Origin of the sequence: Burkholderia pyrrocinia (assembly GCF_022809715.1) — a bacterium.
GTDB lineage: Bacteria > Pseudomonadota > Gammaproteobacteria > Burkholderiales > Burkholderiaceae > Burkholderia > Burkholderia pyrrocinia_C.
The window spans coordinates 1,588,185-1,613,427 of the sequence record NZ_CP094460.1; the positions used below are offsets into that span (position 1 = coordinate 1,588,185).

The following is a 25,243-nucleotide window of genomic DNA, read 5'->3' on the forward strand; positions in this document are numbered from 1 at the left end:
CGATGTCGTCGCGCGCCCCTACTGCTCGAGCCCGACCGCCAGCGGCCGCTGATCGCTGCGCCCGTGATCGTCGACCACCCGCACCGCATAGCTGCCGGCCGTGCGCGGCTGCCAGAACAGCGCGTCGCCCGGCACGCTGCGGCCGACATACGCATCGTTGACGAACCAGTACAGCGCATGCGCGCTCGCATCGGCCGTCGCGTTGAATGCGATACGCGTATCGTCCGCGCTCTTCACGCGCATCGCATAAGTACTGCCGCGCAGCGGCGACGTGATGCGCGGCGGGTCGCCGTCCACTTGCCCCGCATCGCGGCAGTCCGCATTCTGCGGCGGCCGCCGGCGCGGAATGCCGGCCTGCGCGAACACCTGCTGCAAATCCGACGGCCAGAACTCGAAGATCTCCGTATGCGTGCGCTTGCCGTCGTACGGAGGGCACGCGGCCTTCCCCGTCGCATCGTCGATCACGACGGGCCGGTGCACGGTGCTCACGCGGATCGGCGACGTGCCCGGAATGAACCACGTCCAGCCCTGCTGCGGGCACCATTCGTTCGGCAAGTCGCCGCTTGCAAGGCAGATCCGCACGCGCTTCAGGTGCGGCGGCACCGCGCGCGGCGGCTCGACGAGCGTGCGCTCGGCATTCAACGCATCGACGACCTGGAAGAACAGCGGCGCGGCCGCATCGACGCCGACGAAGGCCGTGTTGGTCGAGTTGTCGAAATTGCCGACCCACACGACCAACACATACGGGCCGAACACGCCGGCCGTCCACGCATCGCGGAACGACCATGACGTGCCGGTCTTCCAGTAGACGGGCACGCCCGACGGCTGTGCGCCGCTCGTCTCGTCGGGGCGCAGATGCTGGCGCAGCATGTCCATCGTCATGTAGCTCGCCTCCGCGCTCAGCAGGCGCCGGCCGGGCGCGGCCGGTTGGTCCGCGCGCAGCCGCAGCGGCCGGAACTCGCCGCGATTCGCGAGCATCGCGTAGAGCGCCGCGAGATCCTGCATCGTCACTTCGCCGCCGCCGAGCACGAGCGCGAGCCCGTAGTGCTGCGCGCTCGCGAGCCGGCGCACGCCGGCTTCCTGCAGGAAGCCGTACAAATCGGGCGACTTGAGCTGCGACGCGACCCACACGGCCGGCACGTTGCGGCTGCGGTTCAGCGCATCGGTCGCGGTGATCGGCCCGAGGAAATGGCCATCGAAATTCTCCGGCGCATACGGGCCGAACGCGGTCGGCACGTCGCGCAGCACGGTCTGCGGATGCAGCACGCCCTGGTCGAAGCCGAGCGCGTAGATGAACGGCTTGAGCGTCGAGCCCGGCGAGCGCCGCGCGAGCGTGCCGTTCACCTGCCCGTCGATCGTGCGATCGAAGAAGTTCGCGGAGCCGACCAGCGCCTTCACGCCCATGTCGCGCGTATCGACGAGCAGTGCGGCTGCGTTGCGCACGCCGCGCGAGTCGTTGCGAGCGACGTAGCGCGCGATCTGCCGTTCGAGCGTGCGCTGCAGATCGAGATCGAGCGTCGTCACGAGCCGCGCGCCGGCGTCGTTCGTGTCGTCGGCGTTGCCCGATGTCGTGCGCCATGCGCTGCGCGCGGCAAGCGCCTGGTCGACCGCGTGCGGCGCATCGAACGGCAGCGCCGACAGCGACCGCATCGCGAGCGGCAACGCGAACAGCGGCTTGAGCGACGCATCGCGCGGGTGCTTCGTCAGCCAGCGTGCGTACAGCCGGTTGCGCGACGCGGCCAGCGCGCGGTTGATCTCGTCCTGCCCGCCGCGCACGCGCCGCGCCGGGTCCTGCGGAATCACCGCGAGCGCGAGCGCCTCGGGCAGCGTCAGCACGTCGGGCATCCGGTCGAAATAGACGACGCTCGCGGTGCCCGCGCCTTCGACGTTGCGGCCGTATGGCGCATCGTTCAGATAGGCTTCGAGGATCTGCCGCTTCGAGTAGAAAAGTTCGAGCTGCACCGCGCGCGCGACCTGCTCGAGCTTGCCGGCCGGCGTGCGCGTGTTCAGCCGCCACAGCGAGCGCGCTAGCTGCATCGTCAGTGTCGAGCCGCCCTGCGGATTGCCGCCGCGCACGTACGTGATCCACGCGCCGCGCGCGAGCCCGTACGGGTTGAAGCCCGGATGCCACCGGAACCAGCGGTCCTCGTGCAGCATCACGGCTTCGACGAGCTGCGGCGACATCCGGTCGAGCGGCACCCACAGCCGGTAGCGGTCGTCCTTCGCGAGCGTCAGGCGCAGCAGCCGGCCGTGCGCGTCGACCACCGCGACCGACGACGGCTTCCAGTCGCGCAGCGGCGGATGCGGCCACAATCGACACGCGGCCAGCGCGCCGAACACGAGCAGCGCGCCGGCGATCCAGTTCTGCCAGCGATGCAGCCAGCGGCCGGCGCCGTGCAGCGCGCGCCGAAGCACGGATGCGTCAGCCACGCGCGGGCACTCCGGCCGCCCGGGACGGCCAATGCAAGCGCACCGTCATCGCACGCGCTCCACCGTCAGCGCCGCGCCGCCCGGCGCCTGCGCCTGCACGCGGCGGTCGTACATCGACTCGCCATACGCGGGCGGCGCGACGAAGCGGCCCGCGTTGCTCGCCTTGATCCGGTAGACGAACTCGCGCACGTCGGTCGTCGCGGTGCCGTAGATCACCACGCGATCCTCGCGCACGTCCGCGAACTGCGGCTGCCACGTCGAACCCGTCACGCCGATCGGCGAGCGCCACGGCGCATCGGCCGCAGGCGCCGACGCGCCGCCGTCGCCATTGCCGTCGCCGTCCTGCGCGTCGTTCGCCGGCGGCGGCGCGATCACCGGGTCGAAGCCGCCGGGCAGCAAATCGACGATCGCGATATTGCCGACGTTCGCCGAACCCGTCGCACGGATCTTCAGGTGCACGTCGATCTCCTGGCCGAGCGTGATCCTGGCGAGCGGCTTGCCGTTCGTGTCGGTGTAGTCGCGCACGATCTCGAGCCCGTTCTTGATCGCCTTCGTCGACGTGCCGCGGTCGTAGCCCGACTGGCTCGCGACCCACCACGCGGGCAGTGCGCTGCCGTTCACGAAGTCGACGCGCGACGCGCCGGCCGCCCACGTACCCGAGCGCACGAGGTTCGCCTGGATCGACGACACGTCCTTCGGCGCGGCGCCCCCGCGCGCCTCGTTGATCGCGAGCTGATCGAGCTGGCCCGCGTTCGACGCCGCATACGCATCGAGCGCGAGGATCGTCATCGCCGACGACAGCGTGTTGTAGCGGTTGTCGACCAGCGGCGCGGCGATGTTGTCCATCGCACGCGGCGACAGCTTGCGCACGCGCTCCGGGAAGTGCTTCGCGAGCAGGTACAGCACGCTCGCGTCGCGCGTCAGCGGATCGATGTAGTAGCCGGTCGCGTAACCGCCGTCGGAAGCACGCTTGCGTTCGAGCAGCGCCTGCGGGCCCGCGATCAGCGCGGCGGCCTCCTTGTCCTGCTTCAGCAGTTGATACGACGCGGCGAGCCATGCGGCCGCGAGATCGTTCTTCCAGTCGTTCGGATACGCATCCTGCAGGCGCTTCTGCACGGCCGCGAGGCTGTTGGTCGTCACGTTGCCCTGGCGCGTCAGCAGGTACACCGCGTACGCGCGCTGCCGCAGCAGGTCGAGCGAGCCGAGCGAATCGTTCGCCGCAAGCTTCTGCAGATACTGGTTGCCCGCGTCGAGCATGTCCTTCGGCACGGCCGTGCCGCGCTCGCGCGCGTCGAGCAGCACGTGCATCGCATAAGCGGACACGAACGGATCGGCATCGGGCGTCGCGCTCCACAGGCCGAAACCGCCCTGCGCGTTCTGCCGGCTGCGCAGCACGCCGAGGAACTGCACGATCGCGCTCGCATTCGCCGCGTCGGCGCCGGCTTCGGGCGCGTGCATCGCGCTCGTCAGCGCGCGCACCGACAACCACTTCGACGCGAACACGCGCGGCACGACCGAACTCACCATCTGCTCGCTGCAGGTGTGGTCGAAGTTGACGAGGTACGACGACAACCCTTCGGACAGCACGAGCGGCGCGGTCGAGATGCTCGCGTCGCGCGATGCATACGCGTCGTACATCGGCCGCAGGTTCGGCACGCTCGCCTTCTTGCCCGGATCGAGCCGCGCGATGTCGAGCTGCGTGCGGAACGCGGCGGCCGGCCGCACCGACACGTCGACGCGCTGCTGCGCGCCCTTCGCGCCGTAGCGCGCGCCGAACGACAGCATGCCCGAGCCGAGCGTGTCGGTCGCCTTCACGCGGAACAGCGCGACGCCCTCGTGCTGCGGCGCGAGCGCGACGTTCTGCGTCGCCGGCCCGATCACCTGCAACTGCGGACCCGTCTTCAGCGTGACCGCGACCGGCACCGGCTGGCTGCCGACGCCCGTCAGGTTGTTCGCGACGCCGACGCTGACGTCGGCCTCGTCGCCCGGTGCGAGCGTCGTCGGCACGTTCGGCGACAGCACGAAATCGCCGCGCACCGTCGTCGCGCCTTCGAACGTGCCGACCAGGTCCGGCGACACCGACACGGCCATCACACGCAGTTTCCCGTTGAAGTAATCGGGCACCGTGTAGCTCAAACGAGCGTCCCCATTCACGTCGACGATCCCCGACCAGTAGACGACCGGCTTGTCGCGCTTGCGCTTGAACGGGTTCAACTGGCGGCCGATCGCATCGTCGGCGTCGCCGCCGGGCGCGGCCATCGCCATCAGCTTCTCGAAGTCCGGCAGGATCAGGTCGAGGATCTGCGACGTGCCGACTTCGAGCATCCGCTTGCGGAAGAAGAACTTCAGCGGATCGCCGAGCTTGTAGCGCGCGACCTGCAGGATGCCTTCGTCGACGGCGAACACGACGACCTTCGCGGGTTTCGCCGAATGCACGGTGAAGGTGGCGGTTTCCCCCGGTTTCACGAGCGCCGGCGCGTCGACGGTGAGCGCATTGCGGCGCGCGTCGAGGTTCACCGAGAACGGCACGACGCCGTAGCTCAGCGGGCTCATGAAGATCTCGTCCGACGACGGATCGCGGATGTACTGCACGTTGATGTAGCCGTTGCCTTCGAAGCCGGCCGGCACCGTGATGTGCTGGATCGAGCTCGTCGTGTCCGCATGGAACCATGCGTGCGCATACACCTTGTCACGCTCGATCGTGATCAGGCCGCTGCCCGCGTAAGGCGCGCGGATCGCGATCTCGACCTGCTCGCCCGGCTTGTAGTCGTGCTTCGCGAGGCTTACCTGCAGCTCGGCGTTGCGGTCGAGCGAACGCGTGACGTTCGCGTCGCCCGCCACCGAATACTCGATCCGGTTCACCGCGGTGCCGTCCGCGCGGCGGATCACGAGCGCATAGCTGCCCGGCTTGTCGGTGCGCAGCGCGAAGTCGAGCCCGGCCGCCGGAATCGTCAGCGGCTTCTCGTCGACCGGCACTTCCTTCAGCCGCGAATCGTATTTGTACGCGCCGGAATCCTGCTTGGTCAGCACCGACACGTAGCGTTCCTCGACGAGCTGCGCGCGCAGGTCCTTCACGTCGATCGCCTTCGCGCCCGGGTCGATCGCGACGAGCCGCACCGTGCGCGGGCTGCCGCGCTTCACGTAGCCGAGATCGTCGACCGACTTGTAGCCGACGAGCCAGTCGTTGTTCGACACGAGCGTCTGCGCGTTCGCGGCGACGTTGCGCCCGCCTTCCGCTTCATACGCCTTCGCCTGGAAGTAGAGCTGGTAGGTCGCGTCCGCGTACTTGTCGAGATCGAGGTCGAATTCGGCGTGGCCGTGGTCGTCGGTCGTGCCGTCCTGCAGCGTCGTCGTATAGCCTTCCTTCGCGCGGCGCGCATCGAAGAAGTGGTAGCCCTGCCAGCTGCGGAACGACGGCCATACCGGGCGCAGTGTCAGCGTCGCCGCGACGCGGCGCTTCTCGGCCGGCGTGCCGAACAGGTTCTGCGCATCGACGATGCCCTTCAGCCCCTTCGGCTTCACCCACCCTTCGACGACCTGCTGCGACAGCTTCGCGTCGACCTTCATCCGGTCGGGCAGGAACTCCTTCACCTGCACCGTCGTGCTGCCGATCGGCTCGGCGCCCGGCTGGCCGTCCTTCACGATGTACAGGTTGACCGTCCACGTGCCGGTCGGCGACGTTTCGGCAGTCGTATAGCCGAGCTCCGTGAAGCCCGTCGCGTCGACCGTCACCGGCTTGCGCTCGACGGTGATCCCGCGCGGATCGACGATCTCCGCCTGCAGCGGCACGCCGGCCGGGCTGCGCGCCCAGCTCGCCGCGCGCACGATCAGGCCGATGTGGAACGGATCGCCGGGCCGGTACAGGCCGCGATCCGAGAACAGGTACGCGGACAGCTGCCCCTGGCCCGTCGCGTTGCGTTCGCCGTCGACGTCGAAGCGCGAGAAATCGAGCTGGCGATCGCGGCCGGCCACCGGCAGGAACGACAGGTCGCCGTCCTTCTTCACGACATACAGTTGCGGACGCTTCTCGCGGTCGAGCCCCTTGAACGCGGGGAAATGCACGACGCCGTCGGCGCTGGTGGTCTGCGAGAACAGCGTCTGGCCGTTCACCGCGAGCACCGACACGGTTGCGCCCGCAACCGGGCGGCCGTTGCGGATCGACTGGACGAACACGTCCTGGCTGCCGTCCAGCCCGCGCTTGACCAGCATCCCGAGATCGGTCACGACGATCAGGCGCGTGTCGCCGAGCGCGCTGTCGCTGTCGTCGCCGTTGCCGTTGCTGTCGCCCGAATCGGCGTTGTCGGACTGATCCTGGCTGCCGTCGCCCGACGATGCATCGTTATCCTTCGCATCGTCGGCTTTCTTCTTTTCGGCCGCCGGGTCGTATTTCGACAGGTGCAGCAGGAACACGCCGCGCTTGCCGCCCTTCAGGTACTGGCCGAGATCGATGCCTTCGTAATGCGCCTTGCCGGGGTCGCCGGCCGGGAACGCGCGCTTCTGCACGAAGCGCTCGACGATGTGATCCTCGTTGAACGAATACGACAGCTCGGGCCGCGCATACGTGCCGTTGTTGAAGCTCACCAGATGCTGGAGCTGGTCGGGCACCACGCGGCCGATCTCGACCTTCATCCCCGGCAGGTTGCGCGATACGACCGACAGCCGCTTGCTGCCGCTCATCGACAGCAGCGAGCCGTCGGCCATGAAGCGCAGCAGCTTCGGATAGTCGGGCACCGTGAACGCGGTCGTCACCGGTGCGCCGAGCAGATAGCCGCCAGCCGATTTCAGGTCGCCTTCGAAACGCACGACGATGCGGTCTCCCGGCGTCGCGTGATACTTGAAGCTTTGCAGCGTCGCGAAGTCGTTCTCGGTCGGCACCGCTGCGAGCGGCAGCGGCTTCGACTGCTTGAGCACTGCGTCGCTGACGTCGGCCACGGTCCATTCGTACGGCGGATCGTCGTCGGACTGATCGACGCCCGGCTTGCGCTTCGGCAGCACCCACGCCTTCGCGCGCGTGGCGAGATCGGCGCTGCGCACGCCGTCGGACGTTTCCGCGACGAGCACCTGCTCGGGCTCGTAACGCTCGTTGTCGACGAGCGTCGGCGCGACATTGCCGATGGTCAGACTGTAGAGCCCCGGCACGCCGACCGACGCGTGCAGCACGGCCGGCGTGCCGTCGCCGCCGCGCGCGCTCTTCACGCCCTTGTCGACGTCGAGCCGCACCGACAGCGGATCGCGCGGAATCTCGAGCGGCTGCGAATGGACCCACGCGCTCGTCTTCGTCTTGTCGTAGTTGACCGTGTAGCGCAGCGGCGACACGGTCTTGCCGTCGCGGCCGACCAGCACGAGGCCGATGCGCTTCTCGAACTCGGCCGGATCGACCGGATAGTTGAAGCGCAACTGCAGCAGCGCCTGCTTCTCCGCCGGATTGTCGGGGTTCTGGTAGAACCGGTTGTCGCCCGACTGCGCGGTGAAGACCGGCAGGTCGAACGCGAAATGGTCGTCCTGCATCACCACCTGCGGCGCGAACACCCGGCGCACCGCGAAGCGCACCTCGACGTGCGCGCCGACCGGCCAGTCGGCCGCCGGCGTGAAGCGCAGCGTCTTGTCGTCGGCCCACTCCCACGCGCCCTTCAGCGCGGGCGTCATCTCGATGCCCTGCCCGGCCGGCTTGCCGACCAGTTCGATCGGCGCGGCCGAGCGGGAGAACGCCACTTCGAGCGGATGCACGGTGATCTTCGGCTTGTCGCTGTCGTCGACCTCGTAGGTCGTGATCGCTGGCGCCTTCACGGTAAAGCCGACGGTTTCGGGCTCGGGCGGCTTCGGGCGATGCTTGAACCAGTACCCGCCGTAACCGAGCGCGGCCGCGAGCAGCACGATGCCGCCGGCATGCCACGGGCGGCGGCGCACGGCCGCGGCGGTGATGCCCGCCCACGCGGGCGCCGTCCATGACACGTCGCCGACCAGCGGCCGCAGCACGCGGCCGAGCAGGCGCCAGACGAAGCCCGCCGCGCGAATCGGCAGGAGCAGCAGGAAACGCAGCAAATCCATTTTTTATTTCCTTGTCAAGGACGTGCTGCCGGCTGCGGCGACGTACCCCGAGATTTATTGGTCTGTGACGGCGCGGCCCTGGTTGCGCCGTAAATGCTTGGAATGTTTTGTTCGACCGGATGCTGGCCGACATTATGGGTCAGAGCCGAAACGATGGAAATATCGGTGTGTCGGCGCGCAACGCAGGCGAATGACCGGCCGGCCGGGTAGCCACTCCGCCCGCCCCCCGATCTCTACACGCACTCGCGCCGCGTTCGCTAGAATGCGCGGCTCGACGTGGTTCGTATCGAATTGAAAGGAAATCGCTTGAAACTCCCGTTCGAATGGCAGATCGGGCTGCGCTATGCGCGCGGCGGCCGACGCTCGGCCGGCGACGGCTTCGTGTCGTTCATTGCCGGCGCCGCAATGGCCGGCATCGCGCTCGGCGTCGCCGCGCTGATCGTCGTGCTGTCGGTGATGAACGGTTTTCGCACCGAGGTGCGCGACCGGATGCTGTCGGTGCTCGCGCATGTGGAAGTCTTCTCGCCGTCCGGCGCGCTGCCCGACTGGCGGCTCACCGCGCACGAATCGCTGCAGAACCCGGCCGTGCGCGCCGTCGCGCCCTATGTCGACGCGCAGGCGCTGCTGACGAACGCGGGCAGCGTGACGGGCGTCGCGCTGCGCGGCATCGATCCGGTGCTCGAGCCGCGCGTGTCCGAGATCGCGCGCAAGCTGAAGACCGGGCGCCTCGACGCGCTCGTGCCGGGCGAAATGGGCATCGTGCTCGGCGCCGCGCTGGCCGACGCGCTGCACGTGAAGATCGGCGACCGCATCACGTTCTTCGCGCCCGGCAACGGCGCGCGCATCGGCGACGCGCTGCCGCGGTTCCGGCAGTTCAACGTGGTCGGCACGTTCGAGTCGGGCCACTATCAATACGACAGCGCGCTTGCGTACATCCATATCAGCGATGCGCGGAAGCTGTTCAACGTGTCCGCGCCGACCGGCATCCGGTTGCGTCTCGACGATCTGCAGCGCGCGCCGGACATCGCGCTGGCGCTGTCGCGCACGCTGTCGGGCGATCTTTATATCCGCGACTGGACGCGGCAGAACCGTACGTGGTTCGAAGCCGAGCGGCTGCAGAAACGCATGCTGTCGCTGATCCTGATGCTGATCGTCGCGGTCGCCGCGTTCAATCTCGTATCGTCGCTGGTGATGACCGTCACGCAGAAGCAGGGCGACATCGCGATCCTGCGCACGCTCGGCGCGCCGCCCGGGTCGATCACGAAGATCTTCGCGATCCAGGGGATGACGATCGGCCTCGCCGGCACGCTGGCGGGCGTCGCGCTCGGCTGCGCGATCGCGGTCAGCATCCCGTGGGTGCTGCCGGCGATCGAGCAGCTGCTCGGCATCCGCTTCCTGACGCCGTCCGTGTATTTCCTCAGTTCGCTGCCGTCGAAGCTCGCGGCGATCGACGTGATCGAGATCGCCGCGGCCGCGTTCCTGATGTCGTGCGTCGCGACGCTGTACCCGAGCTGGCGTGCCGCGCGGGTCCGGCCGGCCGAAGCTTTGCGCGACGAATAGGCGCGGCGTCCGACGCGAGCGTTACGCGATGTCGTGGAAACCGACGCTGTTGCCGTCGTCCGGCGTGACCGGAATCGTCACGCCCCTCTCTCTTTTCAGGCTGTTTTTGATTGTTTACGGATCGACTCCAGCGAAGCTGACACCGACGCCGCACGGATCGGCGACCGCACGCCGCGAACGCATCGAAACTTTGTTTGACTAAACCTAAAAAAGTTTGACACCGAGATTTCACTGAGATAAGTTTGCGCAAGCTTCCGGAAAGAAATCCGGCCAGCCATGCCGACACGCGTCGCGCTTTCCTGCCGTTGCAGCACCGTCGTTCGCAACACCCCCGCCTCATCGCATCGTGCCGTTCCGTTTCATCTGAAACCTGAAGGAAGGTCGGGCATGCCCGCATTTGATTCGCACTCCTGCATTCGTATCACGCTGCCGATTTCGCTTCGGCCGCGCGGCCCGAACCGGCCGCCGCGCTGACGCTTTCCGGTCGGGGCGATGCAGTCGCCCCGACGCTCGCCGGTTTGCGCGCCGCATCACGCGCGCCGACACCGGCCGTGACATCCGGGCGTCTCGCCCGGCGCTTTCGAAGGTGCAGTTCCGCTTCATCCGATGCAGCACCCGGCCAGGCCGCAGGGGGCATATCGCGGACCGGCCGGTTCCGGACAATCGCAAACAAGAATGAGGTCGCTAATGAACTTTCATCGAACCGGATTGCGGCGCGCATGGCTTCCCGCGCTCGTTGCGGCCGCGACGCTCGCCGCGTGCGGCGGCGACGACGGCGGCAGCGTGGTGGGTGCATCTGCGCTCGCGCAAGGCCAACAGGAGGGGGCCTCCGCATCGGCGGCCGATACGCAGTCGCTGACGTCGCGCATTTCGCCGTCCGGCGTCCCGTACGCCAATCCGGCCAGCGGCGGGCGCTACCGGCCCGTGATCGCGAACGGCCAGGTGCAGCCGTCGCTGTCGGGCGGCACGATCGAGGAGAACGCGTGGGTCGACACGCCGGTCGATTCCGACGGCGACGGCACGCGCGACCGCATCCACGTGCGCATCGTGCGCCCGGCCGAAACCGCGAACGGCGCACGCACGCCCGTCATCGTGCTCGCGAGCCCGTACTACGCAGGGCTCGCCGACAGCCCGAACCACGACGTCGACGTCGAGCTCGACGGCACGCCGCATCCGGCCGCGAGCGCATCCGCATCGGCATCGACGTCCGCGCACATCATGGCCGCCGCGCCGCAGACGCGGATGCTGCAGCAGCTCGAAGCGGCCGCCGCCGGGCGCTCGTGGATCGAAGGCTATTTCGTGCCGCGCGGCTTCACGATCGTCTACGCGGATTCGCTCGGCACCGCCGGCTCGGACGGCTGCCCGACGATCCTGACGCGCGACGAATCGGTCGCGATGGCGTCGGTGATCCGCTGGCTCGGCCGCGATGCAACCGCGAAGGACGCGAGCGGCAAGACGGTCGTCGCGAACTGGTCGACGGGCCATGTCGGCATGTACGGCGTGTCGTACGACGGCACGCTGCCGAAGATGGTCGCGAGCCTGCGCACGCGCGGGCTCGATGCGATCGTGCCGGTCGCCGGGTTGTCGAACATGTACGGCTATTACCGCTCGGGCGGGCTCGTGCGCGCGCCGGAAGGCTATCAGGGCGAAGACGTCGACGTGTATATCAAGGCGCTGCTGACGAACGCGCATCCGGAGCGCTGCACGCACCTGATCGACGAAGCGTTGCAGAAGGAAAACCGCACGACCGGCGACTATTCGCCGTTCTGGGCCGCGCGCGACATCCCGACCGCGTTCGCGGCCGCGCCGGCACTCGTCGCGCAAGGGCTGACCGACGACAACGTGCGCGTCGACCAGTCGACGTCGTGGTATCTCGCGATGCGGCGCCAGGGCGTGCCGACGCAGCTGTGGCTGCACCGCCTGAAACACACCGATCCGACGCGCGTGCCGGCGATGGCCGATGCGTGGACCGCGGAGGTGAACCGGTGGTTTACGCGCTACCTGATCGGTTATGACAACGGCGTCGAACACGATCCGCGCGCGGTGATCGAGCAGGCGGACGGCAAGCTGCTGAAGGAAGCCGACTGGGCCGCGCGCCATGCGACGCCGGTTTCGTATTTCGCGGGCGGCGACGGCGCGAGTACCGGCACGCTGCTGCGGATGCCGACCGGCGGCCCGCTCGCACGCTTCACCGACGATGCGCGCATTACCGCGCTCACGCTGGCGAATGCACCGACCGGCGAAAACCGCAGCCGCTTCGAGACCGCGCCGTTCACGGCTGCCACGCGGCTTTCCGGCACCGCGACGGCCCGTGTCAAGCTGACCTTCACGGGGGTGGCCAACGTGACCGCGCTGCTGGTCGACCGCGCGCCGGACGGCACGGCGACGATCGTCACGCGTGCATGGACCGACCCGCGCAACCGGCTGTCCGACTGGCTGTCGGAACCCGTGCTGCCGGGGATGCCGTACGACCTGAAGCTGACGTTCATGCCGCGCGATTACAAGCTCGAAGCCGGCCACCGGCTGGGGCTCGTCGTGCTGTCCAGCGACAACGAGGCGACGCTGCGGCCGACGCCGGGCACCGGCCTGACGCTCGATCCGGCCGGTACGTCGGTGACGGTGCCTCTGGTTTCGGCTTCGTCGTAAGCGGGCGCGCATGACGCAAAGCGGACGGCGACCGATGTCTTTTCGACGTCGGTCGCCGTCCGCACTGTTTTTATCTGCGAAAAACCCGACTCAAACGGGCGTCAGCACCGGCTGCCCCGCGAAATGCCGCGCGGCGTTGTCGAGAAACTGCTGCACCGAACGATCGAGCGCCTCGGGCGACCAGCCGCCCATGTGCGGCGTCAGCACGACGCTGTCGAGATCCGTCAGCGCGCGCGGCGGCTCCGGTTCCCCTTCATACACGTCGAGCCCCGCGCCCGCGATGCGCCCTTCGCGCAGCGCGTCTGCCAAAGCAGCGGTATCGACAACGCTGCCGCGCGATACGTTGACGACAAAACCGCCGGGGCCGAGCGCATCGAGCACCGCGCGGTCGATCATGTGCCGCGTGCCCGCGCCGCCCGGCGTGGCGACGATCAGGAAATCGGCCCACTGCGCGAGCGCGTCGAGCCGGTCGAAATAGCGGTAAGGAACAGGCTTCGCGGAACGGTTGTGATAACCGATCTCGATGTCGAAGCCGGCCGCGCGGCGTGCGCACTTCTCGCCGATCTTGCCGAGCCCGACGATGCCGAGCTTCTTGCCCGACACGTTCGGCGGCATCGGCAGCCCTCGCGCCATACGCCCGCGCGGGTTTTCGCATCGAGCCGCACGACGCCGCGCACCGCCGCGAGCAGCAGCGCGAACGCGTGATCGGCGACGCAATCGTCGTTGGTGCCGGCGCCCGTCACGACCGTGATGCCACGCGCCTTCGCATGCGCGACGTCGATATGCTCGTAGCCGGCGCCGAGCGCGCTGACGAACGTGAGTTGTGGAAGACGATCGATGTCGGCAGCGGCCAGACCCGTGCTGCCGTTGGTCAGCACCGCGCGAATCGTGCCGCCTTGTTCGGCGATCGCGCGTTCGCGTTCTTCGGCGGTCGGGGCGTAGCGCACGTCGAACGACGCGGCGATCTCGCGATGCGCGTCGCCGCGCAATGCGATGAGGACCAGCAGCTCGGGCTTCATGTCAGCAAGTGTCCACAGGCGGGAACGGATTTCAGTGTATCAAGCCCGCATGACGGATGCGGGTTATCCCCACACGGGCTGTGGGCACGCCGCCGTACGCGGTTTGCCAAAGCCGGCTCAGTCAAGTAACTTTCGGCGTACGCCCCCGTCCTGGAGATTGGCCCCGATGAAACTCGCCCTGCCCGCCCGGATCCTGGGCCTCGCATTTGCCGCCGCGGTCGTCGCCCCCGGCGCGCACGCCGACACGCCCGTCGTGGTGTCGTCGAAGATCGACACCGAAGGCAACCTGCTCGGCAACCTGATCGCGCAGGTGCTGAAGGCCCACGGCATTCCGGTCACCGAAAAGATCGCGCTCGGCACCACGCCGATCGTGCGCAAGGCGCTCACGAGCGGCGAGATCGACATCTACCCCGAATACACCGGCAATGCCGCGTTCTTCTTCAACAAGGCCGACGATCCGGTGTGGAAGAACGCAAGCCAGGGCTACGACACCGCGAAGAAGCTCGACTACGCGGCGAACCATCTCGTGTGGCTCGCACCGGCGCCCGCGAACAACACGTGGGGCGTCGCCGTGCTCGCGCCTGTCGCGCAATCGCAGCACCTGAAGACCTTCTCCGATTTCGGCAAATGGATCGCGGGCGGCGGCAAGCTGAAGCTCGCGGCGTCGGCCGAATTCGTGAACAGCGCATCCGCGCTGCCGTCGTTCGAGAAGGCGTACGGCTTCAAGCTGAAGCCCGAGCAACTCGTCGTGCTGTCCGGCGGCGATACGGCCGCGACGATCAAGGCCGCCGCGAACCAGACCGACGGCGTGAATGCCGCGATGGTCTACGGCACCGACGGCGGCATCGCATCGAGCGGCCTCGCGGTGCTCGACGACGACAAGCACGTGCAGCCGGTCTATGCGCCGACGCCCGTGATCCGCGAAGCCGCGCTGAAAGCCCATCCGCAGATCGCCGACTACCTGAAGCCCGTGTTCGCGAGCCTCGACCTGAAGACGCTGCAGTCGCTGAACGCACGCATCCAGATCAACGGCGAGCCGGCGGCAGGTGTTGCGAAAAGCTACCTGAAATCGAAGGGCTTCGTTAAATGACGGGTCGCGCGGCGGCGTCCGCGCGGCGCGTGATACCCGACAAGGTCGGCATCCTGATCGGTGTCCTGACGATCGTCGCGGTGCTCGGCATGCCGTTCGCGGTGCTGCGGCCGAACCGGATCGCGGCCGGCACGGGGCTGTCGGTGTTTGCCGCGCTGCCCGCCGTGCAGGGCGCTGCGCTCGCTGCACTGTGGATCGCCAGCGCACTGTGGGCGATGACGGCGAGCCGCCCCGCGTGGCGGCTCGCGGCCGGCTGCACGTGGCTCGCAACGCTCGCGTATGCGGTCGGTGCGGCCGCGACGCATGTCGTCGCGCCCGACGACATGCTCGCGCGCGTGTCGCCCGCCGCCGGTGTCTGGCTGCTGCTGTTTGCGTGGGCCGTGCTCGTCGCCGACGCGCTCGCGCGGCTCGCGTTCGGCCCATGGCGGCGCCTCGTCGCGCTCGTGGTCGCGATTGCGGCGATCTCGGTGCCGCTCGCGAGCGGCTGGTGGGACGGCCTCTCCGTGATGCGCGAATACGCGGTGCGCAGCGACGATTTCTGGCGCGAAGCGACCCGGCACGTGTCGCTCGCGGGCGGCTCGGTCGCGGCCGCGCTCGTCGCCGGCGTGCCGCTCGGCATCGCGTGCGCGCGCATCGCGGCGGTGCGCACCGTCGCGATGCCCGTGCTCAATGTCGTGCAGACGATCCCGAGCATCGCGATGTACGGGCTGATGATGGCGCCGCTCGGCCTGCTCGCCGCGCACGTGCCGCTCGCGGCCGCGCTCGGCATCCGCGGGATCGGCGTCGCGCCGGCCGTGCTCGCGCTGTTCCTGTATTCGCTGCTGCCGATCGCATCGAGCGTCGTGGTCGGGCTCGAGCAAGTGCCGCCGCACGTGACCGAAGCGGCGCGCGCGATGGGCATGACGCGCGCGCAGCGGCTGCTGCGCGTCGACCTCGTGCTCGCGCTGCCGGTGATCCTGAGCGGCGTGCGCATCGTGCTCGTGCAGAACATCGGCCTGACCGCGGTCGCCGCGCTGATCGGCGGCGGCGGGTTCGGCACCTTCATCTTCCAGGGGATCGGGCAATCGGCCGCCGATCTCGTGCTGCTCGGCGCGATCCCGACGATCGCGCTCGCACTGGCGGCCGCCGTCGTGTTCGAAGCCGCGACGTCGCTCGCGAAGGGGCGTGCAGGATGATCGAGATAGAACGTGTCGGCAAACGCTTCGGCGACGTCGTCGCCGTCGACGATGTATCGCTGACGATGAAGCGCGGCACGATCACCGCGCTCGTCGGCGCATCGGGCAGCGGCAAGTCGACGCTGCTGCGCATGATCAACCGGCTGATCGCGCCCACCAGCGGCACGATCCGCATCGACGGCGTCGATACGGCCACCGTCGCTCCCGAGCAGCTTCGGCGCGGCATCGGCTATGCGATCCAGGGGCACGGGCTGTTTCCGCACTGGAGCGTCGCGCGCAATATCGCGACCGTGCCGCGCCTGCTCGGCTGGCCGCCGGCGCGCATCGACGCGCGCGTGAACGAACTGCTCGACCTGTTCCATCTCGCGCCGGCCGAATTCGCGGACAAGCTGCCGCACGAATTGTCGGGCGGCCAGCAGCAGCGCGTCGGCGTCGCGCGCGCGCTCGCGGCCGAGCCCGGGATGCTGCTGATGGACGAACCGTTCGGCGCGCTCGATCCGATCATTCGCGGCAAGGCGCAGGACGACCTGTTCGCGCTGCAGCGCCGCCTCGGCGTCACGGTCGTGATCGTCACGCACGATATCGAGGAAGCGCTGAAGCTCGGCGACACGATCGCGGTAATGGACGGCGGACGGCTGCTGCAGGTCGCGCCGCCCGCCGAGATTCTCGGCAAGCCGGCGGCCGGCGTCGTCGAGCAGCTCGTTGCCGGCGTCGACCGGCCGCTGCGCCTGCTCGCGCTGACGCCGATCGACGCGGTGGCAGAACCCGGCCATGCCGACGGCGAACCGATCGCCGCGACGCGCACGCTGCGCGATGCGGTGTCCGAGCTGCTGTGGCGCGGCGCGGACGCGCTGCCGGTAGATGACGGCGGCGGCAGCAACGCGCACAACACGCGCCGCATCACGCTCGACGCGATCCGCGAGCACGCGAGGAAGCCCGCATGACGACGCACGGCGTGCGGCCAACGCGTTCGGCGCTGCGCCGGCGGCTGCCCGCGTATGCGGCCCGCGCGACCGCGCTCGCGCTGCTGCTCGTGCTGCTGTTGCGCCCTGCATGGCTGCAGGGGCTGTTCGCGCCGTTCGCGGACAACGGCGCGCCGGTCATCTACGATCGCGCGAGCCTGCTCGATCTCACGCTCGCGCATCTCGGCACGGTCGCGCTGTCGAGCCTGATCGGCACGATTGTCGCGGTCGCGGCCGGCATCGCGGTCACGCGGCCGGCCGGCGCGGATTTCCTGCCGGTCGCGCGCAGCGTCGTCGACATCGGCCAGACCTTCCCGCCGGTCGCGGTGCTCGCGCTCGCGGTGCCGGCCGTCGGTTTCGGATTGAAACCCGTGCTGATCGCGCTCGTGCTGTACGGGCTCCTGCCGATTTTCGAAAGCACGATCGCGGGGCTCGAAGACGTGCCGCGCGACGTCGTCGACGCCGCGCGCGGGATGGGAATGAGCGGCTGGCAGCAACTGGTGTCGGTCGAGCTGCCGCTCGCGTTTCCGGTGATCGTCAACGGCATCCGGCTCGCGGTCGTGATCAATCTCGGCACCGCGACGATCGGCTCGACGGTCGCCGCGCGCGGGCTCGGCGACGTGATCATCGCGGGCCTGCAGACGTCGAACACCGCGTTCGTGCTGCAGGGCGGCGTAATCGTCGGGCTGCTCGCGGTGCTCGTCAGCGATGCGATCGGCGCAATTGCGCGGGTGGCTGCCGCGCGGCGCGCATAGGCGGCTCGCGTCGCTTCCCCGTGCACGGGGAAATGAGGATACGATCCCGGAACCGACAGCGACGTTCATCCGGACTCCGAATGCGTGTCCGTGCAACGATCGGCCCATCGGTCGTCGCGAACCGATACAAGCCTACACGGCGCTTTCATTCGAGCCGGCGCTCGACCACCGGCCGCGATTGGCCGATATACTATGCGCCTCCCAATTCCCAGCACTCCACCATGCGACGGTTTCTCTGTCTGATCGTGCTTTCGCTCGGCATCGCGCAACAGGCGTCGGCGCAGCAAGCGCCCGCGATGCCTGCGTCCGCGCCCGAAGCGGCCGCATCGGCACCGTCCGTCGCATCCGCGCCGCTCGCCAACGCCAACGATCAGCCGAACGAAGCAAACCGCCGCATCACGGCCTACCTGTCGAAGAAATTCGGCGTCGCGAAGGAGCGGGCCGCGAAGCTCGCCGATATCGTGAGCGTGACTGCGACGAAATATTCGCTGCCGCCGGCACTCGTTTACGCGATCATTTCGATCGAATCGCGCTTCCAGGAAAAGGCACGCGGCCAGCATGGCGCAACGGGGCTGATGCAGGTCGTGCCGGCCGCGCACCGCGGCCTGCTGCGCAACGTGAAGGATCTGACCGAGCCGAACGCGAACGTCGAGGTCGGGTCCGCGATCCTGTCGGGCTACGTGAGAGCGGCCGGCGGCAACGTGCAGGCCGGGCTGAAGAACTATGGCGGTTCGAATGCATATGCGGCAAAGGTGATGCAGCGGGTCGATTCGTTCCGCTTCGTGCTCGAACCCGACGACGACGCGAAAGTCGCGAACGACACGAAGGCGCGGATGGTGCCGGTCAGCGAATCGTCGATGTCGCCCGCGGCCGCGAACCGCAACGCCAAATAAACGCAATCCGCGCGGCACAACCCGTCATTTGTGCGCGAAATGCTCGCGCAGAAACTCGATGAAAATCTGCGTCTTCGCGGGCAGCAAACGCGTTTCCGTCATCGCATAGACCGGCACCGGCGTGCCCTCCCATCCGGGCAGCACGCGACGCAACCTTCCTGCGGCCACGTCGTCGGCCACGATCTCCTCCGGCATCCGGATGATCCCCGCGTCATGCACGGCCAGTTGCCGGTTCATGCCGACGCTGTTCACGACGAACCGCCCGCCCACCGGCACCTCGACCTCCCGCACGCCGTCATGCAGCGTCCACACATCGACGTGCAGCACGCTCAGGCACTGATGCCGCGTCAGGTCGTCCGGCTCGCGCGGCTCGCCCGAGCGCTCCAGATAGCGCGGCGACGCATACAGGTAATTGCGGAACGTAGCGAGCCGCCGCGCGACGAGCTGCGAATCCGCCGATTCGCCGATGCGGATCGCGACGTCGAACGGCTCGCTCACCAGATCGACGCGCCGTGACGTCAGCTCGAAATCGAACGTCAGCTTCGGATGACGGTTCGCGAATTCGACGATCAGCGGCGTCAGGTAGATCACCGCGAAATCGACCGGAAACGACGCGCGCAGCACGCCCGACGGTTCGGCCAGCAGCTCGCCGAGCTGCTCGTGCGCGAGCCGCGCCTCGTCGACGATGCGCTTGCAGCGCTCGAAATACAGCTGCCCGGCCTCCGTCAGCTCGATCCGGCGCGTCGTGCGATGCAGCAGCCGCAAGCCGATCGCCTTTTCCAGCGCGCCGATCCGCCGCGACAGCGTCGAATTCGGCATCCCCAGCGCGTCGGCCGCGCTGCGAAAGCCCTTCGCCTTCACGACCTCCACGAACAGCGCCATGTCGTTCAGCAGTTCCACGCCCACTGCTCCATCAATGGATCAATGTTATCCAAACTACCATATTTATCTCGAAAAGGAAGCAATGGATGATGTGCACGTGGAGGCGAGGCCGGCGCAACGTGCGCGGCCGCCGCCCGATGCGGGATCGCCCCGATCCCGCATCCCGAACTTCGAGGAGTCACGCATCATGGACGCACTGTTCACCCCGGCCCGTGTCGGCCGTTACACGCTGCAAAACCGCCTGGTCATGGCACCGATGACGCGCAGCCGCGCCGCGTTCGACGGCACGCCAGGCGAACTGGCCGCCGAATACTATGCGCAGCGCGCTGGCCTCGGCCTGATCGTCAGCGAAGGGACGCAACCGTCGGACGACGGCCAGGGCTACCTGACGACGCCCGGCATCTACACCGATGCGCACGTCGCACCCCGACAATACGCCGCATCATCGCCAGGGCGTCGCGCCGTCGGCGATCGCGCCGGGCGTGCCGATGTTCACGATGAAGGGGATGCAGGAGATTCCCGCGCCGCGCGCGCTGACGACGGACGAGGTGCGCGACACCGTGAACGACTTCCGCTTCGCCGCGCGCCGCGCGATCGAGGCCGGCGCCGACGGCGTCGAGATCCATGGCGCAAACGGGTATCTGGTCCAGCAGTTCTTCGCGCCCAACGCCAACACGCGCAGCGACGCGTACGGCGGCTCGATCGAGAATCGCGCGCGCTTCGCGATCGAGGTCGCCGAGGCGATCGCCGACGAGATCGGCGCGGACCGCACCGCGATCCGCCTGTCGCCCGGCACCACGCTGTGGGGGATCGACGAAGGCGCGGAAGGGCCGGACCTGTACCGCCACCTGGCGACGCAGCTCGACCGGCTCGGCCTTGCGTACCTGCACGTGATGCATCAGGGCGACGAGCCGCTGCTCGCTGACTTGCGCAAGCGCTGGAGCGGCACGCTGATCGTGAACCGGCCGGGCCGCACGCGCGACGCGATCGGCACGGATGTCGCAGCGGGCCTCGCCGATCTCGAAGCGTACGGCCAGATGGTGCTCGCGAATCCGGATTTCGTGACGCGGCTGAAGACGGGCGCGCCGATGAACGACGCGCAGCGCGACACGTTCTTCGGCGGCGATGCGCGCGGGTATGTGGATTATCCGGCGTTGAGCGGCGCGGCTGCGGCGTAACGCATCCGCACGGCGCGATGCCGCGACACGCCGGAACGGGTGTCGCGGCATCGGTTCGTTACGGAGACAACATTAGGCGGAACGACCCTTTGTTCCGATATTTCAGGAACAAAGCCTTCCGCCTCGACGGCACTCAGATTGTTCTGATATTTCAGGAACAATGCACATCGGCAAGCTCCGGCCGACTGCTGCCAGCCGGCCGCATCAAATCTGCCCCGCCGCCCCCGTCCACCGCAAATAATCCCCGCGCGTCCAGTCGAGCGACACGCCGACGCGTTTCGTGCCCGGCCGGATCTTCGGCTTGTACACCGACAGCGTCAGCGACTCCAGCGCCGGCCATTCGCGGAACGACAGCACCGCGATATCGGCGACGAGCGTCTCGAGCAGCCGCGTATGCGGCTTGTGCGACAGAAACGACGCGACACGCGCGCAATAGCCGTCGTAATCGATCCACTCGCCCTGCTCGCTCGGCTCGCAGCGATACCCGAGCCGCGCATCGATCACGATCGGCTGCGGCGCTTCATGCTCGTGAGCATGAATGCCGATCCGCGCGGGCACCTTCAGTTCGTCGACGAACACGCTCCAGCCGCGCCCGCGCAGGCGCGGCGCGTCGATCGCCACGAACGGTTCGTCGAACGGCTTCATGACGCGAGCGGCGCGGCCGCGTCGAGCATGATGCGCACGAAGTAGTCGGCGAAACTGCGGCGCAGCACGATCTCGAACGTATCGTCGCCGGTCGGGATCAGCACGATCGACGCCTTGAAGTAATGCGACTGCGCGCACTGGCCCGGCTTGAACGCACGCGGATGGAGATCGAGCGGGCAGCCGCGCGCGAGCACGTCGCGCACGCGTTCGCCGCTGATCTCGACCACCGTGTAGCCGCTGCCGACGTCGACGGCCGCCGAATACGTGCCCTGCACGGCCTCCGCGAGCTTCGCCTCGAGCACGCCGGCCTGCACCGGCCCGTTCGAGCGCACGAGCCACTCGTCGGGGCCGAGCCACAGCACGTCGTACTCGGCGCCGCGCGCGATCGTGTTCGGCTGCGCGGGCGGCCGGCAGCCGACCACGCGCTCGAACGCGCTCACGAACGCCGGATCGCTCAACTCGCCGCGCACGTTGACGAGGTCGAGGAAGGGCCGCTCGCGCAGCGTGAACTTCTTCGATGCGCGCGCCTGGTGCGTCTTCAGCACGTCGGCCGCGCCGACGAACGGCGATTCAAGCGTCACGCCGCCGGCGCCCGCCACCTGCGTCTGGTTTCTCGTTTCATTCCACATGCTGGCGCACCCCTTCGGTATCGTAGAAAACCGGGCTCGAGATCTTCGCGGTGATGCGCTTGCCGTTGGCCAGCGGAATCACGACGCTCTCGCCCATCTTGTTCAGGCCGCCCTTCACCACCGCAAGCGCGATCGAGCGCTTCAGGATCGGGCTGTAGTAGCTCGACGTCACGTGTCCGATCATCGGCGTCGGATCGACCGCCGACACCTGCGTGTCCTTCTCGATGATCTGCGCGCCTTCCGGCAGCACGAACTGCTCGTCCTCGGTCAGCAGGCCGACGAACTGCTTGCGGCCTTCCTTCTTGGTATCCGAGCGCGCGAGCGAACGCTTGCCGAGGAAGTCCTTCGACTTCGCGACGACGCCGCCCATCCCGAGGTCGTACGGCGTGATCGAGCCGTCGGTATCCTGGCCGACGATGATGTAGCCCTTCTCCGCGCGCAGCACGTGCATCGTCTCGGTGCCGTACGGCGTGATGTCGAATTCGGCACCGGCCGCCATCAGCGCTTCCCACACCGCGCGGCCCGCGTTCGCCGGCACGTTCACTTCATAGGCCAGTTCGCCCGAGAAGCTGATCCGCATCACGCGCGCCTTCGCGCCCGCGACGGTGCCGTTGCGGTAGCTCATGAACGGGAACGCTTCGTTGCCGAAATCGATGTCCTGGCACACCTTCTGCACGACCTTGCGGCTCTTCGGGCCGACCACCGCGAACGTCGCCCAGTGATCCGTGACGGACGAGAGCCGCACCTTCATGTCGGGCCATTCGGTCTGCAGCCAGCGTTCGAGCCACGTGAGCACGCGCGCCGCGCCGCCCGTCGTGGTCGTCATCATGAAATGCTGGTCGGCGAGGCGCACCGTCACGCCGTCGTCGAACACCATCCCGTTCTCGTCGAGCATCAGCCCGTAGCGGCACTTGCCGACTTCGAGCTTGTTCCACGGGTTCGTGTACATCCAGTTCAGCAGCTTCACTGCATCGGGGCCCTGGATGTCGATCTTGCCGAGCGTCGACGCGTCGAGGATGCCGACGCTGTTGCGCACCGCGAGGCATTCGCGCTTCACGGCCGCGTGCAGATCCTCGCCGTTCTTCGGGAAATACCACGGCCGTTTCCAGTTGCCGACGTCCTCGAACAGCGCGCCGTGCTCGACGTGCCATTCATGTACGCAGGTCTTGCGGATCGGGTCGAGGAAATCGCCGGTCTCGCGGCCCGCGAACGTGCCGAACGACACGGGCGTGTAGTTCGGGCGGAACGTCGTCGTGCCCGTTTCCGGAATCGACTTGCCGAGCGCCTGCGCGAGGATCGCCATCCCGTTGATGTTGCCGAGCTTGCCCTGGTCGGTGCCGAAGCCCATCGCCGTGTAGCGCTTCACGTGCTCGACCGATTCGAAGCCTTCGCGCGCGGCGAGCAGGATGTCGGCGGCCGACACGTCGTTCTGGAAGTCGACGAACTGCTTCGGCCCGCGCGCCGCGGCCTCGCGGCTGCCGACCAGCCACAGCGGCTGCAGTGCGCCTTCGACGGTTTCGGCAACCTGCGGTGCGGCAGGACGCTGCGCGGCCGTGAAGCCCGCTGCCTTCGCCGCTTCCGCGCCCACATCGACCGCGAGCCGCAGCGCGCGCGCCAGGCCGAATTCGCCCGCCGCCGCACCGATGCTGGCCTCTGCCTGCACCGGCTTGCCCGGCAGGAAGCAGGCCTTCTCGTCGTTCCAGCAGGCCTTGCCGCCCGACTGCGCGAACAGGTGCAGCACGGGGCTGAAGCCTCCCGACATCGCGACGAGGTCGCACGGCAGCGTCTGCAGCTTGCCGCCCACCTGGCCGTTCGTGCTGGACGCGACGTCGACCGACGATACGCGCCACTTGCCCGATGCCGCGGTCACGACCGCGCCGCTCATCACCGTCACGCCCTGCCGCTTCGCAGCGGCCGGCAGCGCGCCGTTCGACGACGCACGCGAATCGACGACCGTCACCTTCGCGCCGCACGCCTTCAGGTCGAGCGCGGTCTGGTACGCGCGGTCGTTGTTCGTGAACACGACCACGTTGCGGCCCGGCAGCACGCCGAAGCGATGCACGTAGGTGGACACGGCCGACGCGAGCATCACGCCCGGCAGGTCGTTGTTGCCGAACACGATCGGACGCTCGTGCGCGCCGGTCGCGAGGATCACGCGCTTCGCGCGGACCTTCCACAGCAGCTCGCGCGTGCCCTTGCGCATCGACACCGGCAGGTGATCGGTCAGGCGCTGCGTGACCGTCACGAGGTTGTGGTCCTGGTAGCCGAACGCGGTGCTGCGCGACAGGATCGTCACGTCGGGCAGCTTGCGCAGTTCGGCCTCGATCTTCTCGACCCACTGCAGCGCGGGCTTCGCGTCGATCTCGGCGCGGCACGACAGCAGGCTGCCGCCGAGCTCGCGCTGGTCGTCGACGAGGATCACGCGCGCGCCGGCCACGGCCGCCGCATGCGCGGCCGCGAGGCCCGACGGGCCGCCGCCGACGACGAGCACGTCGCAGTGCGCGTAGCACTTGTCGTAGCGATCGGCGTCGAGCGCCTCGGGCGCCTTGCCGAGGCCGGCCGCCTCGCGAATCTTCTCTTCGTACTTCGGCCACATCTTGCGCGGCCACATGAAGGTCTTGTAGTAGAAGCCGGCCGGCAGGAAGCGCGAGAGCTTCTGGTTGATCGCGTACTTGTCGTTCTCGAGCGTCGGCTCAGCGTTCACGCTGGTCGCGACGAGCCCCTGGTACAGCTCGATTTCGGTCGCGCGCGCGTTCGGCACCGTGTACGGGCCCGATTCGAGCTGCACGACGGCATTCGGTTCCGCGACGTCCGCGGTCACGATCCCGCGCGGACGGTGGTACTTGAAGCTGCGCGCGACGAAGTGCACGCCGTTCGCGAGTAGCGCGGACGCGAGCGTGTCGCCCTGGAAGCCCTGGTACGTGCGGCCGTTGAACGTAAACGTCAACGGAATCGCGCGATTGATGCGGCCACCGGTGCCGAGACGGTCTTTCTGGCTCATTTGCTCGTGCCCTCTTCGTGTGCGTTGCCGGCAGCTGCGCCGCTGATGGCAGCCCCGCCGAACGTTTCGTATCCCTTGATATCGTAGGTCACCGTGTCGCGCGTGGCCTTGAACCAGCGGCGGCAGCCCTGCGTGTGCAGCCATTGCTCCTTGTGCAGCCCGCGCTTGTTCTCGCGCATGAACACGTACTCGCCCCATTCGCGGTCGGTCATGTTCTCGTTGTTGACGGGGCGCACGATGTCGGCTTCGCCGCCGCACGAGAATTCGGATTCGGCGCGCGGCCCGCACCACGGACATTCGATCAGCAACATAAGGTTCTCCTCGTGGTGT

General features: G+C 68.3%; 16 protein-coding genes and 2 pseudogenes. 9 read left to right on the forward strand and 9 right to left on the reverse strand.

What is annotated here, in order from left to right:
• Window positions 1-18: 18 nt before the first annotated feature.
• Entirely contained in the window at window positions 19-2,430 is a 2,412-nt protein-coding gene (gene pbpC / locus MRS60_RS24055) for a penicillin-binding protein 1C (protein ID WP_243565655.1), read from the reverse strand.
• 45 nt (window positions 2,431-2,475) lie between these two features.
• The gene (locus MRS60_RS24060; protein ID WP_243565656.1) at window positions 2,476-8,478 is read right to left on the reverse strand and encodes an alpha-2-macroglobulin family protein; all 6,003 of its coding nucleotides are present in this window, start codon (window positions 8,476-8,478) and stop codon (window positions 2,476-2,478) included.
• 306 nt (window positions 8,479-8,784) lie between these two features.
• On the opposite strand from MRS60_RS24060, the gene MRS60_RS24065 reads away from it, so the two are divergent.
• The 3 genes from MRS60_RS24065 (at window position 8,785) to MRS60_RS24075 (ending at window position 12,684) form a co-directional block, all read left to right on the forward strand.
• Window positions 8,785-10,038, forward strand: coding sequence for a lipoprotein-releasing ABC transporter permease subunit (locus MRS60_RS24065; RefSeq protein ID WP_243565657.1), 1,254 nt, complete (start codon window positions 8,785-8,787; stop codon window positions 10,036-10,038).
• Between the two features lie 28 nt (window positions 10,039-10,066).
• Window positions 10,067-10,240: a hypothetical protein gene (locus MRS60_RS24070; protein WP_175750170.1), complete on the forward strand. Its 174-nt coding sequence runs from the start codon at window positions 10,067-10,069 to the stop codon at window positions 10,238-10,240.
• Window positions 10,241-10,725: 485 nt separating this feature from the next.
• Complete coding sequence (locus MRS60_RS24075; RefSeq protein ID WP_243565658.1) at window positions 10,726-12,684, forward strand: Xaa-Pro dipeptidyl-peptidase; 1,959 nt, start codon at window positions 10,726-10,728, stop codon at window positions 12,682-12,684.
• Between the two features lie 90 nt (window positions 12,685-12,774).
• On the opposite strand, the gene MRS60_RS35205 is transcribed toward MRS60_RS24075, so the two are convergent.
• A complete protein-coding gene (locus tag MRS60_RS35205; protein ID WP_432207835.1) occupies window positions 12,775-13,317 on the reverse strand; it encodes an NAD(P)-dependent oxidoreductase in 543 nt (180 codons plus the stop codon).
• Window positions 13,287-13,703 (reverse strand): annotated as a pseudogene (locus tag MRS60_RS35210) (2-hydroxyacid dehydrogenase); the annotation flags it as partial. The pseudogene MRS60_RS35210 and the gene MRS60_RS35205, both read right to left, overlap by 31 nt.
• A 166-nt stretch (window positions 13,704-13,869) precedes the next feature.
• Between MRS60_RS35210 and osmF the strand changes: the two are divergent.
• From osmF to MRS60_RS24105, 5 genes are all read left to right on the forward strand, one after another.
• A complete protein-coding gene (gene osmF, locus MRS60_RS24085) occupies window positions 13,870-14,793 on the forward strand; it encodes a glycine betaine ABC transporter substrate-binding protein OsmF (protein ID WP_034180802.1) in 924 nt (307 codons plus the stop codon).
• The gene (locus MRS60_RS24090) at window positions 14,790-15,968 is read left to right on the forward strand and encodes an ABC transporter permease (RefSeq protein ID WP_243565659.1); all 1,179 of its coding nucleotides are present in this window, start codon (window positions 14,790-14,792) and stop codon (window positions 15,966-15,968) included. Before osmF ends, MRS60_RS24090 begins: the two co-directional genes overlap by 4 nt.
• Window positions 15,965-16,912, forward strand: coding sequence for an ABC transporter ATP-binding protein (locus MRS60_RS24095; RefSeq protein WP_034180804.1), 948 nt, complete (start codon window positions 15,965-15,967; stop codon window positions 16,910-16,912). Before MRS60_RS24090 ends, MRS60_RS24095 begins: the two co-directional genes overlap by 4 nt.
• Window positions 16,909-17,685, forward strand: coding sequence for an ABC transporter permease (locus MRS60_RS24100; protein WP_034180805.1), 777 nt, complete (start codon window positions 16,909-16,911; stop codon window positions 17,683-17,685). Before MRS60_RS24095 ends, MRS60_RS24100 begins: the two co-directional genes overlap by 4 nt.
• Before the next feature lie 221 nt (window positions 17,686-17,906).
• Window positions 17,907-18,578 carry a lytic transglycosylase domain-containing protein gene (locus MRS60_RS24105; protein ID WP_243565660.1) on the forward strand — a complete coding sequence of 224 codons (672 nt, stop codon included), beginning with the start codon at window positions 17,907-17,909 and terminating at the stop codon, window positions 18,576-18,578.
• Between the two features lie 24 nt (window positions 18,579-18,602).
• Here MRS60_RS24105 and MRS60_RS24110 read toward each other — a convergent pair whose 3' ends face one another.
• Window positions 18,603-19,478 carry a LysR family transcriptional regulator gene (locus MRS60_RS24110; RefSeq protein ID WP_243565661.1) on the reverse strand — a complete coding sequence of 292 codons (876 nt, stop codon included), beginning with the start codon at window positions 19,476-19,478 and terminating at the stop codon, window positions 18,603-18,605.
• A gap of 169 nt (window positions 19,479-19,647) precedes the next feature.
• Here MRS60_RS24110 and MRS60_RS24115 point away from each other — a divergent pair.
• Window positions 19,648-20,638 (forward strand): annotated as a pseudogene (locus MRS60_RS24115) (alkene reductase).
• A 204-nt stretch (window positions 20,639-20,842) separates the two neighbouring features.
• Here MRS60_RS24115 and MRS60_RS24120 read toward each other — a convergent pair.
• Genes MRS60_RS24120 through MRS60_RS24135 form a run of 4 tightly spaced genes read right to left on the reverse strand, consistent with a single transcriptional unit; the run spans window position 20,843 to window position 25,224 of the window.
• The gene (locus MRS60_RS24120) at window positions 20,843-21,283 is read right to left on the reverse strand and encodes a dihydroneopterin aldolase (protein ID WP_034180809.1); all 441 of its coding nucleotides are present in this window, start codon (window positions 21,281-21,283) and stop codon (window positions 20,843-20,845) included.
• Window positions 21,280-21,912, reverse strand: coding sequence for a sarcosine oxidase subunit gamma (locus MRS60_RS24125; protein ID WP_034180810.1), 633 nt, complete (start codon window positions 21,910-21,912; stop codon window positions 21,280-21,282). Before MRS60_RS24125 ends, MRS60_RS24120 begins: the two co-directional genes overlap by 4 nt.
• Window positions 21,902-24,913, reverse strand: coding sequence for a sarcosine oxidase subunit alpha family protein (locus MRS60_RS24130; RefSeq protein ID WP_034180811.1), 3,012 nt, complete (start codon window positions 24,911-24,913; stop codon window positions 21,902-21,904). Before MRS60_RS24130 ends, MRS60_RS24125 begins: the two co-directional genes overlap by 11 nt.
• Entirely contained in the window at window positions 24,910-25,224 is a 315-nt protein-coding gene (locus MRS60_RS24135; protein ID WP_034180812.1) for a sarcosine oxidase subunit delta, read from the reverse strand. The genes MRS60_RS24130 and MRS60_RS24135 overlap by 4 nt, the downstream gene beginning before the upstream one ends.
• Window positions 25,225-25,243: the final 19 nt, after the last annotated feature.

Coding starts and splice junctions, on each gene's coding strand:
- MRS60_RS24060 (WP_243565656.1), bottom strand. CDS start 8,478: ATGGATTTGCTGCGTTTCCTGCTGCTCCTGCCGATTCGCGCGGCGGGC.
- MRS60_RS24070 (WP_175750170.1), top strand. CDS start 10,067: ATGTCGTGGAAACCGACGCTGTTGCCGTCGTCCGGCGTGACCGGAATC.
- MRS60_RS24075 (WP_243565658.1), top strand. CDS start 10,726: ATGAACTTTCATCGAACCGGATTGCGGCGCGCATGGCTTCCCGCGCTC.
- MRS60_RS35205 (WP_432207835.1), bottom strand. CDS start 13,317: ATGGCGCGAGGGCTGCCGATGCCGCCGAACGTGTCGGGCAAGAAGCTC.
- osmF (WP_034180802.1), top strand. CDS start 13,870: ATGAAACTCGCCCTGCCCGCCCGGATCCTGGGCCTCGCATTTGCCGCC.
- MRS60_RS24090 (WP_243565659.1), top strand. CDS start 14,790: ATGACGGGTCGCGCGGCGGCGTCCGCGCGGCGCGTGATACCCGACAAG.
- MRS60_RS24095 (WP_034180804.1), top strand. CDS start 15,965: ATGATCGAGATAGAACGTGTCGGCAAACGCTTCGGCGACGTCGTCGCC.
- MRS60_RS24100 (WP_034180805.1), top strand. CDS start 16,909: ATGACGACGCACGGCGTGCGGCCAACGCGTTCGGCGCTGCGCCGGCGG.
- MRS60_RS24105 (WP_243565660.1), top strand. CDS start 17,907: ATGCGACGGTTTCTCTGTCTGATCGTGCTTTCGCTCGGCATCGCGCAA.
- MRS60_RS24120 (WP_034180809.1), bottom strand. CDS start 21,283: ATGAAGCCGTTCGACGAACCGTTCGTGGCGATCGACGCGCCGCGCCTG.
- MRS60_RS24125 (WP_034180810.1), bottom strand. CDS start 21,912: ATGTGGAATGAAACGAGAAACCAGACGCAGGTGGCGGGCGCCGGCGGC.
- MRS60_RS24130 (WP_034180811.1), bottom strand. CDS start 24,913: ATGAGCCAGAAAGACCGTCTCGGCACCGGTGGCCGCATCAATCGCGCG.
- MRS60_RS24135 (WP_034180812.1), bottom strand. CDS start 25,224: ATGTTGCTGATCGAATGTCCGTGGTGCGGGCCGCGCGCCGAATCCGAA.